A 12,637-nucleotide genomic window follows, 5' to 3' on the forward strand; every position below is an offset into this window, starting at 1 on the left:
AACAAGTGATGTGAAAAGTTAAACTTAATTTCCTAAGTTCAATATTTTCCCTGAATTATTCTGCGGTATGCTACCACTTTTAGGTTGTAAAAATTTTATAAATTATCTGATTTTTATGAAGAGTTAATAAAGTTGCTTGAATTCGATAAGTTTTTGCTATTTAGTGTTCTGAATGCTTTGAAAATAAGATTATTTCATTTGTGTAGCTGTTTATTAACACTGAAAACCAGTGCTTAGGGGCATTGGCTGCCCCCAAAATCAGCCCTAAGTAATTACTCAGTATGCTCCGTTATTTTTAGGCAAAATCACTACATCAACGGTTTTTAAGATGATCCATAAATCGAGCCATAAATTCCTGAATTTTACGTAATGCAGGTCGATTTGGACTCGTCGGGGGTAGGGAATGTCATTACGTCCAGAAACCTGCCACAAACCAGTAATTCCTGGCCGGATGGTTAAAATCTCATCAATGTAACAACCGTATTTTGGTAGTTCTTGCGCTACTAATGGTCGAGGGCCGACTACACTCATATCCCCTTTTAAAACGTTCCAAAACTGGGGAAACTCGTCTAAGCTAGTAATTCGCAAAAATCGACCAATTTTAGTAATTCGTGGGTCTTGCTTGAGTTTAAAACTGCTCTCAAATTCTTGTCGCAATTGGGGCGATGTTTCCATCATTTGCATGAGGATTTCGTCCGCATTGCTGACCATTGTTCGGAATTTAATACAGTTAAAAGGTTTGTAATTTTTACCCACCCGTTCCTGAACATAAAAAATCGGGCCCTCTGAACTCAAAGCAATCAACAAGGCCAAGATTAAGTAGACAGGAAAGAATAAAATTAACACTGACAGCGAAAACACTATATCGAACAGTCGTTTAGCAAACTCTCCGTTTAAACCCTGAAAAGATAGACCTTTAGGTTTAACCTTAGGCGTCTTTGTTTTTTGACCCCGTTTTAGGAGAGTACGCAAAGACGCTTTAGTGTCTTGCCGTATGCCTCGCTTGCCGGAGAGGAGTGAGCTCTGGGCAGTCATCATACTCCTTAATAATCCACACCACACATAGTCCCAATCTTAAAGCCAAAATGAGATGCTTCTGGGGATAAATTGCCAAAAGCCTAAAAAAATAAGTCCTATGAACCAAGACCAGTATTCCAAAAAGGTCTTTTTTCGTTGCACTTGTTTACAAAATCTAGATAACGATCTGCAAAGACTCGCGGTGAAAACTGCGCGGCGTGCGATCGCATATACTCACAATTGAATGAACCCTGATGTACTTCAAATTCTTCTACTGCCTCCACTAAAGCTGCCTCTGTTTGTGTCCTGAAGAATATACCTGTCCCTGTATCCACATCAGAGCGAATATCTCGCACTGTTTCTAAAGCACCCCCAGCACCGTAGGCAATTACTGGCGTACCACAGGCTTGTGCCTCCACTAAGGCAATACCAAAATCTTCGCAAGCTGCGTACACAAACGCCTTAGCGCTAGCCATATATTTTTTTACCACATTATCGGGTTGCCATCCCAGTATTTGGATATTTGAATTTGCCATCTCACAAATCTTTTTCATTTCATCTCCTGTACCAATTACTACTAAAGGTCGTTGTAGTTGATTAAAAGCTTTGATAATCAACGATACTTGCTTATAACTCACTAGCCGAGAAACTGTTAGGTAAAAATCGTCTTTTTCCTGAAAAAATGGAAATTTGTCAATATTCACCGGTGGGTAAATCACTGTTGCTTCTCGCCGATAGCAACGCCATATCCGCTTAGCTGTGTGCTGCGAGTTAGCGATGAAATAATCAACACGATTAGCACTCAATACATCCCACTGGCGCAAACGATGTAATAAATATCTAGTCACCCACCCTGGTAGGCCATTACCCAGCTTGCTTTGGCGTAGATAATCAAAAGTCAAGTCCCAGGCGTAGCGCATAGGGCTGTGACAGTAGCAAATATGCAACTGATCTGGAGTGGTCAGGATTCCCTTGGCAACAGCATGGGAGGAAGACAGAATTACGTCATAGTGTCGCAAATCCATTTGTTCAATTGCCAAAGGCCACAATGGCAAGTACTTTTGTATACCGTTACGAGCATACGGAAAGTGTTGAAGAAACGTCTTGCCAATTTGACGTTTATATAAATAACTTTCAGGGTTGATGGATTCAAAATCGATGAGGGCATACAAATCAGCATCAATGTGATTCAAAATTTCCCGTACAACGAGTTCTGAACCACCTGTGGCTTTGGGTGTCAACCACTCATGAACCAGAGCATATTTCAAGGGCACAGCTAACTTGTAATAAATAGAAAATCGTTAAGCTACTGATGAGGTTAACTGAAAAGTTTCCCTTTGTAATTAATGGGAAGCGCCCCAGATTATAGCCACAGACGCAATCTTTCCTTCACAGGTTCCAGATGGATACTGCAACCTGATAACCTCAGATTGGGGCATGGGGTATGGGGCATGGGGTATGGGGTATGGGGCATGGGGCATGGGGCATTGAGAGTGAGGAGTGAGGAGTTTGGAGTTAAAAGTTATTCTTCCCTTACCTCCCACCTCCCCATCTCCCTTGTCTGCCTTGTCTCCCTTGTCTCCCTACCTCCCTACCTCCCTATTCCCCTCAATCCCCAGTGGCTGAAAGAAAACTGATCTAGGAATGGGAATGGTATGCGAATTCTAATTATTGGTGGTACTCGGTTCATTGGTGTTTATTTAACTCAACAATTGGTGGAACAAGGACATGAGGTGGTGCTGTTTAACCGTGGAAACCGGCCAGCACCTTCTTTACAGGGAGTAGGACAAATTATAGGCGATCGCACCGATGCTGCCCAATTAAAAGCAAAATTGTCACAAGAAAATTTTGATGCCATTTTTGACAATAATGGGCGAGAACTCAGTGATACTCAACCACTTGCGGAGATTTTTCAAGACCGAGTGCAACATTTTGTATACATGAGTTCGGCAGGAGTGTATCTCAAATCTGACCAACTTCCCCATGTGGAGGGCGATGCAGTAGATCCAAAAAGTCGCCACTTGGGTAAGCATGAAACTGAAGCTTACCTGACTCAACTGGGATTGCCCTTTACTTCGATTCGTCCCACTTATATCTACGGGCCGCGTAATTATAATGACTTAGAAAGCTGGTTTTTTGACAGAATTGTCCGCGATCGCCCCGTTCCTATCCCTGGAAATGGGTTGCATATCACCCAATTAGGTCATGTCAAAGATTTAGCAAAGGCAATGACTCAAGTTTTGGGCAATCAACAAGCGGTGGGACAAATTTATAATGTATCTGGCGATCGCTTTGTTACTTTTGATGGTTTAGCCCGTGCTAGTGCTATAGCAGCTGGTAAATCACCTGATGCTGTTAAAATCGTCCATTATGACCCGAAAAAGTTTGATTTTGGCAAGCGCAAAGCTTTTCCGATGCGGGTACAACATTTCTTTGCTTCAGTAAACAAAGCCCAAACAGAATTAAACTGGCATCCCGAATATGATTTAATTTCTGGATTACAAGATTCTTTGGAAAATGATTATCTCGCTTCTGGCCGAGATAAAGCTGAAGTGGATTTCTCTCTAGATGAAGAAATTTTAAAAGCTGTTTAATTAGGAAATTAGTTGACTGCTGACTCTCAACAGTCAACTAATTACTCTTCATCGGGGTTAATGCCCAATTCTCGTAATTTCGCCGCTAATTTTTCAGCGCTTGGCAAACTTTTTTAATAATTGCCTAAAATTCAGTGAAATTAGTGTCTGTAAATACTATTATTGGTTAAAAAAATGAGCCAGGTCTTACAATATCCACTCCATAATATTTTAGAAGCCCGTTGCCGTTTGGGTGAAGGGCCGATTTGGGACTCCACTAAAAAGCTGCTTTACTGGATAGATATTTTTAACCATCGAGTGCATCAATTCGACCCAATAACGGGTGAAAATCGCTTTTTTGATGTGGGAGATGTGCTGGGTGCGATCGCCATCGCAGGTCAAGATAAATTAACGATGGCACTGCGCCATCACCTAGCATTCCTCAATATCAAGACAGGTGAAGTTACCCCGATTTTGGAAGTTGAAAAAAATCTACCTAATAATCGTCTCAACGATGCTAAATGCGATACCCAAGGTCGCTTTTGGTTTGGCTCAATGTCTACTGTCGAAAAACCAGAAGCTAGTCTTTATCGTTATGATGCTGATGGCTCATTACATGTGATGGAAACAGGATTGACTATATCTAATGGTTTGGGTTGGAGTCCTGATGAAAATATATTTTACTTAACTGATTCTCCTCAACAAAAAATATATGCTTATGACTTTAATTCAGTAACAGGCAATATTAGTAATCGCCGAATTTTTGTTGATTTAACTCAGGAATCTTTCTATCCAGATGGTTTAACTATAGATAGCCAAGGAAATATTTGGTCAGCCATGTGGAATGGATGGTGTGTGATTTGTTTCAATCCCCAAGGTGAAGAGATATTGCGGATAAAGCTACCCGTTCCACTCGTTACGAGTTGCACCTTTGGTGGCGAAAATTTGCAAACACTTTATATTACCACTGCTTCAGTTGGACTCAGCCAAGCCGAGATTGACAAAAGTTTCTACTCTGGTGATTTATTTGCTGTTGAAACTGATGTTACTGGATTACCAAGCTATAGTTTTTAGGAATTTGGTATTGAGCTAAGAGTTAATTTAGCCAGTGTAGAAATGAATCAAAACTCATGTTTTGAGTTGGACACTGCAATTGTGGAGTTTTAAAGGTCTTGCAAGTCAAAAAGAGTAATTAAATTTAGTCTTTACGCCAAATCTTTGTGCAGGTAATTGTCCTTTGATTTCCCATCAATGAGCGCTCATTGCTAACAACTGCTAATAATTAGGTGAGGATTACACAAACTGAAACGAAACATTTGCAGTCAAAGGTTCTGGTAATGGTTTTCCTTGTGCTTGGTAATCTTCAATCAAAAGTTCTAGCACTTCTTCACCATTTTTGAGAGCATCAGCGTAGGTGTTTCCATGAGTGTGTGCGTAGGGGCCAAACTCAGGTAAGCTAACAATGTATTTTTGATCTTCATTTGACCACTGAATTAGAATACTATATTGTGGTTTCATTCTTCTCCTTTGCCGTCTTCTTGCTCAAGGTATTTTACTTCTATGAGCGCATTTTTCACATCTTTTTCCTGGTAACGGTCTGCATCTGCTCCATCTTTACCAGACAAAGTGAGGCTGTAAATTAGCAAAGGATGGCTCCATACTGTATGACTGCCTTTGCCACTTCGATAAGTAAATCCAGCTTTTAGGAGCATTGCTTTCAGTTCCCGAATTTTTTTAGGCACTGGAAGAAATTGATGAGTTAGCTACAAATATTTTGTGATTATTACATGGAGAAATTTTACACTTGAACTTACAAAACATTAGATGTTTTCAATCAGCAGTGCTAGCTTTTTGGGGTAAAAGATAAATAGCGCCAGAGATTAAAGTTAAAGCAACAGAAATCCAAAAAGCAATTAAAGATGGAATTTGCCAAACTTCAGGTAATGGTGCAATTAAAAGTGCGATCGCCACTATTTGACTAACTGTTTTGAGTTTACCCCAAATGTTCGCCCCGGTAATTGTTGTTTGATTCACCCGCCAACCAGCGATCGCTAATTCCCGCGCTAAAATCAAAAACACTCCCCATGCTGGCACTTTTCCCAGTTCAATCAACACCATTAACGGTGCAAGTACCAAAAATTTATCAACTAAGGGGTCAAGAAATTTACCTAAATCACTAATTTGGTTAAGTTTTCTTGCTAAATAGCCATCCAACCAATCTGTCAACGCCGCCACTAAAAAAATCGCCAAACATAACCACCTAGCCTCAGAGGTAGGGTTGTACAAACCATATAGCAAAAATGGTACACCGAGCAAACGAGAAAAAGTAATCCAGTTAGGTAAAGTCATGATTTGGGTTGAGGAATTATCTTTGAAGAAGAATACAGAATACAGAATTCAGAATTCAGAATCAATCAGTCACCACTCGTACAGAATTTATTCTGAATTCTGACGACTGACTCCTGAATTCTGTTTTCATAATTTTAACCAACCAAATAATTGCCCTAATGTCAAATGTAAATCGCTGACTAAATCGGGTACTGGCAAGATATCTTCTTCGTTCTCTAAATACATTGGTTGTTGCTGTGGTGGATACACTAAAACACTATATTCCTCTGGGTCAATTAACCAACCTAAGCGAGAACCATGATTTAAACAATGTAAAATGTTTTTGGTAACTTTGGTGGTACTTTGTTCAGGTGAGAGAATTTCAATTGTCCAATCTGGATATGTATTAAATACATTGGCAATATTGCCTTTTTCATCTATAGGAATTCTTTCCCAAGCGAATACTGCAACATCTGGAACAGTGGAACGTCCACCAAAGGTACAGCGTAATTCTGGAAAAGCTAGGGCGATTTTTGTGGGTTCTGTGACATGATTAATTGCAGTCGCTAATCCACCTTGAAGTCTGCTATGTTTTCCTTGAGGCATAGGTTTTTGAATGATTTCACCATCAACAAATTCACTGGCTGGTTTCGTTTCTGGTAATTGTAAAAATGCCTCTAAAGATATACGGCGAGTTGGTGTTTTAATCATAATATTTTCCTGCTCTTATTTAAACGTTAGTTTAGCTGAAATTAAATGATTTGACAGCGCTTAGTTAGTTGTTAGTTGTCGCGTTTTCCTAAAAATTGAGACTAATATTTAATTATTGAAAAAATTTGTAGCTAACAGAGTTTCAGCATATTTTTTTGTAAAAATGGCGTCGGTATCATTTGCATGGCATGATTTGTATTTTGAGATCATCTAAACAATACTATGACTGACAAGATAGAATTTCGCGTCGAACGCGATTCAATGGGCGATCGCCAAATAGCTAGTGATGTTTATTACGGCATTCAAACACTACGAGCAATAGAAAATTTCCCTATCAGTGGCATTAAGCCTTTACCTACTTACGTAGATGCTTGTTTATTAATTAAAAAAGCTACAGCAATTGTGAATGGTGAACTTGGTTGCATTCCCCAAGATATTAGTCAGGCCATTGTGCAAGCAACCGATGAAATTTTAGCCGGGAAGTTGCGGGAACAGTTTGTTGTGGATGTTTATCAAGCGGGTGCGGGAACTTCGCACCACATGAATGTCAATGAAGTTTTAGCAAATCGCGCCTTAGAAATTCTTGGCGATGAAAAGGGCAATTATAAACGTATTAGTCCTAACGATCACGTTAACTATGGACAGTCTACCAATGATGTAATTCCCACAGCAATTAGAATTGGTGGATTATTGGCACTTACTCACACATTACACCCAGCTTTAGAAGAAGCGATCGCCACCTTAGAAAACAAAGCTGGAGAATTTCAAGATATCGTCAAATCCGGCAGAACTCATTTACAAGACGCTGTACCTGTACGCTTGGGTGAAAATTTTCGGGCTTGGGCACAAATCCTCACAGAACACCAAAACCGGATTTACACCGCCTCCGGAGATTTGATGGTGCTGGGTTTGGGAGGTAGTGCAGCGGGAACGGGGTTAAATACTCATCCTCTTTATCGCGCCCGTGTTGTGGAAGTTCTCTCAGAGTTAATTGACACCCCCCTAGAACCTGCACCCCACCTAATGGCTGCCATGCAAAGTATGGCACCATTTGTCAACGTTTCCGGTGCTTTGCGGAACTTAGCCCAGGATTTAGCGAAAATCTCTCATGACTTGCGGTTGATGGATTCAGGGCCAAAAACTGGTTTTAAAGAAATTCAACTGCCGCCAGTGCAACCAGGCTCCTCAATTATGCCAGGAAAATATAACCCAGTGATGGCGGAGATGACATCAATGGTATGTTTTCAGGTGATGGGTTACGACAATGCGATCGCTATTGCCGCCCAAGCGGGACAATTAGAATTAAACGTCATGATGCCGTTAATTGCCTATAACCTAATTCACAGCATCGAAATTTTGGGTAATACCATCGCCGCCCTCACCAAACGTTGCATCGAGGGAATTACAGCCAACAAAGAACGTTGTTTAGCATACGCCGAAGGCAGTTTAGCTTTGGTAACTGCACTCAACACTCACATTGGTTATTTAAACGCCGCAGCTGTGGCCAAAGAATCTTTAGAAACTGGTAAATCCCTACGGCAAATCGTCCTAGAACGAGGATTAATGAATGAAGCAGACTTAGCTACAGTGTTAAATCTAGAACAAATGAGTGCTATCTTACCTCTGAGTCGAGAATAAAAACAACGATTCTGGATGATATCAAAATCTTTGTAGAGACGTAGCACTGCTAGTCTCTACATTTGGATAGACTTCTTGCAGAAGTAGGGAAAAGGGTAAGGGGGAAGGGGAAGGGAGAAAGGATACAAGAAAGAGTTTTTAAACATGGAAAAAAGAAAAAGATGTATTTTAAGATACGTAGTACGAGAAATGCAGTGTGCTTGTATCAAGCCCCTAACTTGAGTTATGGGGTTCCCTTTAACCTTTAACCTTTTAACAGCCCTAAGGGCTTTGACTGTTGGCGCTGTTTATTACTTGTGATTTATTATCTATGCAAACTCAAAAATCATCCGTTAGCTTGATTCGGGCTACTTCCTACGAACTAGAGGCTTTACGGGAATCTCTAGTGATATTGCTGGAACCTTTTGGAGGAATGGCAGCATTTGTGAAAAAAGGCGATCGCGTTTTACTCAAACCCAATCTCCTCACAGGTGCGCGTCCTGGTAAAGAGTGTATCACCCGTGCCGAACTAGTTTACGCAGTTGCCCAAATGGTAATTGAAGTCGGCGGTAAGCCATTTTTGGGTGATAGTCCGGCTTTTGGTAGCGCCAAGGGAGTAGCGGTGGCCAATGGCTATCTGCCTATTTTAGAAGAACTCAAGCTTCCCATCATCGATTTTCACGGACAGCGTTACCAAACTGTGAGTCAGAATTTTAACCACCTGCGCTTGTCTAAAGAAGCGATGGAAGCAGATGTGGTGATTAACCTACCGAAAGTCAAATCCCATGCCCAATTAACATTAACCTTGGGTGTCAAAAACTTGTTCGGTTGCGTCCCCGGCAAAATGAAAGCTTGGTGGCACATGGAAGCCGGCAAAGACACCGACAGATTTGCCCAAATGTTAGTAGAAACCGCCAGGGCAATTAACCCCAACTTAACCATCTTAGATGGCATCATCGGTCATGAAGGTAACGGCCCTAGTAACGGCGAACCTCGCCAACTAGGCATTTTAGCAGCTGCATCAGATATATTTGCTTTAGATCGAGCAATGGTGGAAATCCTCAATGTTCCTCCGGAACAAGTACCAACAGTTGCAGCTTCTCAAAAATTAGGAATTTGTCCAGAACTTGCTAACATCGAATTTCCACATTTAAATCCTGACTTATTAAAAGTAGAAGATTGGCGGCTACCAGATAAATTAATGCCCATTGATTTTGGTATGCCCCGCGTGATTAAATCTACGTTTAAGCATCTTTACACCCGGTTTATCAAGGAACCAATGAGTGTTTATGCAAGGAATTAACTAGACTGATGCAAATAAAGCTAACTAGCAAAAATTATCATTTGTCAGGGTTGTAAGTGTATTTACGTTCTTAATAACGAACAAATCCTTGATTTGCAGTTCCATTATCTTCCAGTTGATAAAGTGAAAAAGAAATGCTTTGTAGCTGTGACCAATGTTTAAGATGTCATTAATTACTAACTTGCTTCCACTCGCCACTCTTACAACTACCTTGGCGCTGACAACAATTATTTTTTATCCATCAAAAACTTGGTCACAAATACCAAGGGATGGACACAACACAGTTCCCCAGAAAGGTTGTCTATCTGGGTATCCTGACGAAACATATCAAGGTTCGCGCCCAGTTACGCGCTATGAATTTGCTGCTGGCTTGGATACGTGCCTAAATCAGCTAAATCAAGTCATTCCCGGTAGAGCAGATTTAGCAACAAAGCAAGATTTGGAAATTTTAATCAAACGACAGAGGGAATTAAACCAACAACTTCAAGAACTGCACGAACGAGTCGATACCATACCTCCTAATACGGTTCGGTTAAAGGGGAAAGGGCAAAGGGGAAAGGTTTCAAATACATCCTTTACCCCTTAACCTTTTCCCAGACCACAAGGGAAGTTCATACTGCTTATCCAAACCGTATTGCCAATTTAATATAGCAATCCTAAATCATTTGTGAAATATTACGTGTTAGGTTTGTTGACTGTCAACGGTCAACAGTCAACAATCAACACCGATATTATTCACAACTGAAATAGAATTCCTATATTTACTTCAAATGTTTCCCAAAAGAAGATCTAGAAAAAATTAATGCCTATCCAATGGAATAATTTCATCATCTGTTGGGACAATTTTTAGCAAGCATTCGTTAAGCCCGTACAATAAAGATCGGTTATTACACACACCAGTCTGATTGTTATTAGTCAAAATATAATGGTGCAATATACTGCACTCCTACAACAGCTAAATACAGAGGTAAATTATGTTTCCTTTTTGGGGTAATGCCTGTTATGGAAGCCAGCCCATTTCGCACAAAGCTAGCTTAGAACGGAAATTAAAATTCTTGATTTGGCTGCGAGATGATTTCGAGTCAAAGCTGGCTGGTATTAATGCTTCTATTGAAACCATTCGGCAGCAAATAGAACGTTCCGATACAGCTGCTTAGAGGATGTTTGAAAAGTATTGGGCGAATGGAATTCGCTACTACACAAAGCTTAGTACACCTGCCTGGACTAACACCAAATCAAGTTTTTCAAACCTATGTAGGTGGATTTAATCTGTGTAGCTGCGATTTCCAATCGCCCAGTGAGTAATAATTTAGGCTGATTGAAACTCTCTGTGGCTGGGCGCTGTACATTGCCTGCATCAATAGACCTCTTGCAAAAGTGCTTTTTGGAATCTTGTGGTCAAAGGGAAAAGGTGAGCCAGCGCGGTCTTGGGGGTTTCCCCCATGAGCGACTGGCGAACCCCGAAGGGGTTAAAGGGGAAAGGGAAAATACCAAACATGCACCCCCTTTCCCCTTCCCTTTTTCCCGACTTCTGCAAGAAGTCTAATGTTGTCAGCTTTTGTGCAGCACTCTGTCACAAACTAATAACATTTAATTATCTTGGAGATTTGATTAACGAACTCCCACAAAACCAGCTTGCTCAATTGCTTTTTGCCCCTGTTCAGTTAATAAAAGTTTGGCGTAGGCATCGCCTATTTGCTGTTCTCGCCCTTTATTCTGCTTAATAATCACAAACATATCAGCAGTAATTGGATAACTACCATTTTTAATAGCCTCAGTATTTACTTGATTGCGCTGACGTAGGCAATTTTCAGCTGATACTAGAGGTTCGCGGTAGGGGGGGATTAACTCACCAGAAGTGCGACCCAATGGTAAAGCTTTGACAGTACACTGAGGAATTACTGAACGGGCAGAAGCATAATACACGCCACCAGGAGTTTTGCTGAGTTGGCGTACTGCCTCTGTAGTCGAGTAGACATACTGTACATTGGAGCCAAGTGCTTGCCCCTTTGAGTTGTTGTTGCTCGTGGATATTAGTGTATCTGCATTTTCTGGTCGTTGAGAGAAAGGTGTGATAGCTAAGTTGGGCCCACCTAGTTGTTGCCAGTTAGTAATTTGCCCCGAATAAATCTGCTGCAATTGGTCAACAGTTAAACCTGATACCTTGAGTGATGGGTTGACTACCACTGCTATTCCATCAATACCCACCCGGCGCTGTTCGAGGGTAAAGCCTCGCTGTGTTGCAATTGCTTGTTCTTCATCTGTCAGGGGACGGGAAGTCTGAGCAAAGTCTAATTTGCCATCGAGCAACATACGAATACCAGAGCTAGAGCCAGGACTGTCTTTTATAGGGTCTATGTAGCGTAATTGTAGTTCAGGGCGATCGCTTTGAATCTGAGAATCTACTAATTGCCGGATAGATGCCCAAGCTGTACTACCACCGTAGTTAAATGAGCCGCTAGGAACATCCACAATTGTCTGAAAAGTCGAACTTTCACTAAAGGAGGTGTTTACGTTTTGATTAGGGGAGTAAGAGTTAACACTGTTACGAGATAAGAAATTTGGCTTGAGTAACCACCAAAGCAATCCGCCAATAACCATCAGTGTTAATACTTTACCAATAATCAAACCTCTGAGAAACAGGGCTATTTCGCTGTTAATTAAAGTTTTTCTTTGGTTTGTATTGTCCATATCTTTAAATTTTGTTTATTGATTGTATTTATACTACAGTAATTTCTCCGTATTTACACTATAAAAATCTGTAGATATTTAAGTTTTAGATAAAGCTTTTATCAGTAAGTCCTAAAGCAATTTTTTATAGCTAAGTAGTCACGCATTTAACTTGCGTATGTTTTTATCTTAGTTGTTGATTGTTGATGGTTGATAGTTAATTTTTAACAGCCAATTAACTTGATGTTGTGCAATTTGTAAGCTAATACGGTTGTTAAGGGACTTCCAAGTAAAAAAATATTCCACAAAAGATTGTTAACTGTTGACGGTTGACAGTCAAGGCTGAACAAAGTTAAAGGATCAACAGGAACCAGTGCTTTAAACGGGTTAAGAGGCTTCCCTCAGAGAAATAAGAGTC

General features: G+C 40.6%; 14 protein-coding genes. 6 read left to right on the plus strand and 8 right to left on the minus strand.

Going from position 1 to position 12,637, the window contains the following annotated elements:
• Window positions 1-276: 276 nt before the first annotated feature.
• The 3 genes from VF06_RS02660 to VF06_RS38865 form a co-directional block, all read right to left on the minus strand.
• On the minus strand, window positions 277-1,035 hold the full coding sequence (locus VF06_RS02660; RefSeq protein WP_099067179.1) for an undecaprenyl-phosphate galactose phosphotransferase family protein: 759 nt from the start codon (window positions 1,033-1,035) through the stop codon (window positions 277-279).
• 98 nt (window positions 1,036-1,133) lie between these two features.
• On the minus strand, window positions 1,134-2,291 hold the full coding sequence (locus VF06_RS02665) for a glycosyltransferase (RefSeq protein WP_099067180.1): 1,158 nt from the start codon (window positions 2,289-2,291) through the stop codon (window positions 1,134-1,136).
• A gap of 69 nt (window positions 2,292-2,360) precedes the next feature.
• Window positions 2,361-2,561 carry a hypothetical protein gene (locus VF06_RS38865; RefSeq protein ID WP_143861643.1) on the minus strand — a complete coding sequence of 67 codons (201 nt, stop codon included), beginning with the start codon at window positions 2,559-2,561 and terminating at the stop codon, window positions 2,361-2,363.
• Between the two features lie 111 nt (window positions 2,562-2,672).
• Here VF06_RS38865 and VF06_RS02670 point away from each other — a divergent pair, with 111 nt between their 5' ends.
• The gene (locus tag VF06_RS02670) at window positions 2,673-3,611 is read left to right on the plus strand and encodes an NAD-dependent epimerase/dehydratase family protein (RefSeq protein WP_099067181.1); all 939 of its coding nucleotides are present in this window, start codon (window positions 2,673-2,675) and stop codon (window positions 3,609-3,611) included.
• A 174-nt stretch (window positions 3,612-3,785) separates the two neighbouring features.
• Window positions 3,786-4,664 carry an SMP-30/gluconolactonase/LRE family protein gene (locus VF06_RS02675; protein WP_099067182.1) on the plus strand — a complete coding sequence of 293 codons (879 nt, stop codon included), beginning with the start codon at window positions 3,786-3,788 and terminating at the stop codon, window positions 4,662-4,664.
• Window positions 4,665-4,883: 219 nt separating this feature from the next.
• Here the strand turns inward: VF06_RS02675 and VF06_RS02680 are convergent, their stop codons facing one another.
• The 4 genes from VF06_RS02680 to VF06_RS02695 form a co-directional block, all read right to left on the minus strand.
• Complete coding sequence (locus tag VF06_RS02680) at window positions 4,884-5,108, minus strand: type II toxin-antitoxin system HicB family antitoxin (RefSeq protein ID WP_099067183.1); 225 nt, start codon at window positions 5,106-5,108, stop codon at window positions 4,884-4,886.
• Entirely contained in the window at window positions 5,105-5,332 is a 228-nt protein-coding gene (locus tag VF06_RS02685; protein WP_099067184.1) for a type II toxin-antitoxin system HicA family toxin, read from the minus strand. Before VF06_RS02685 ends, VF06_RS02680 begins: the two co-directional genes overlap by 4 nt.
• A gap of 88 nt (window positions 5,333-5,420) precedes the next feature.
• Window positions 5,421-5,939, minus strand: coding sequence for a CDP-diacylglycerol--glycerol-3-phosphate 3-phosphatidyltransferase (gene pgsA / locus VF06_RS02690; protein WP_099067185.1), 519 nt, complete (start codon window positions 5,937-5,939; stop codon window positions 5,421-5,423).
• A gap of 126 nt (window positions 5,940-6,065) precedes the next feature.
• The gene (locus tag VF06_RS02695; RefSeq protein WP_099067186.1) at window positions 6,066-6,629 is read right to left on the minus strand and encodes a Uma2 family endonuclease; all 564 of its coding nucleotides are present in this window, start codon (window positions 6,627-6,629) and stop codon (window positions 6,066-6,068) included.
• A 222-nt stretch (window positions 6,630-6,851) separates the two neighbouring features.
• Here VF06_RS02695 and VF06_RS02700 point away from each other — a divergent pair, with 222 nt between their 5' ends.
• The 4 genes from VF06_RS02700 (at window position 6,852) to VF06_RS02715 (ending at window position 10,706) form a co-directional block, all read left to right on the plus strand.
• Window positions 6,852-8,267 carry an aspartate ammonia-lyase gene (locus tag VF06_RS02700; RefSeq protein WP_099067187.1) on the plus strand — a complete coding sequence of 472 codons (1,416 nt, stop codon included), beginning with the start codon at window positions 6,852-6,854 and terminating at the stop codon, window positions 8,265-8,267.
• A 310-nt stretch (window positions 8,268-8,577) separates the two neighbouring features.
• Window positions 8,578-9,549, plus strand: coding sequence for an Npun_F2552 family protein (locus VF06_RS02705; RefSeq protein ID WP_099067188.1), 972 nt, complete (start codon window positions 8,578-8,580; stop codon window positions 9,547-9,549).
• Between the two features lie 154 nt (window positions 9,550-9,703).
• Window positions 9,704-10,135 (plus strand): S-layer homology domain-containing protein, encoded by a 432-nt coding sequence (locus VF06_RS02710; protein WP_244917963.1) that lies wholly within the window; start codon window positions 9,704-9,706, stop codon window positions 10,133-10,135.
• Between the two features lie 388 nt (window positions 10,136-10,523).
• Entirely contained in the window at window positions 10,524-10,706 is a 183-nt protein-coding gene (locus VF06_RS02715) for a hypothetical protein (protein ID WP_099067189.1), read from the plus strand.
• A 454-nt stretch (window positions 10,707-11,160) separates the two neighbouring features.
• Here the strand turns inward: VF06_RS02715 and VF06_RS02720 are convergent, their stop codons facing one another.
• Window positions 11,161-12,240 carry a PstS family phosphate ABC transporter substrate-binding protein gene (locus tag VF06_RS02720; RefSeq protein WP_099067190.1) on the minus strand — a complete coding sequence of 360 codons (1,080 nt, stop codon included), beginning with the start codon at window positions 12,238-12,240 and terminating at the stop codon, window positions 11,161-11,163.
• Window positions 12,241-12,637: the final 397 nt, after the last annotated feature.

It is taken from the genome of Nostoc linckia z4, from assembly GCF_002608075.1.
GTDB lineage: Bacteria > Cyanobacteriota > Cyanobacteriia > Cyanobacteriales > Nostocaceae > Nostoc > Nostoc linckia.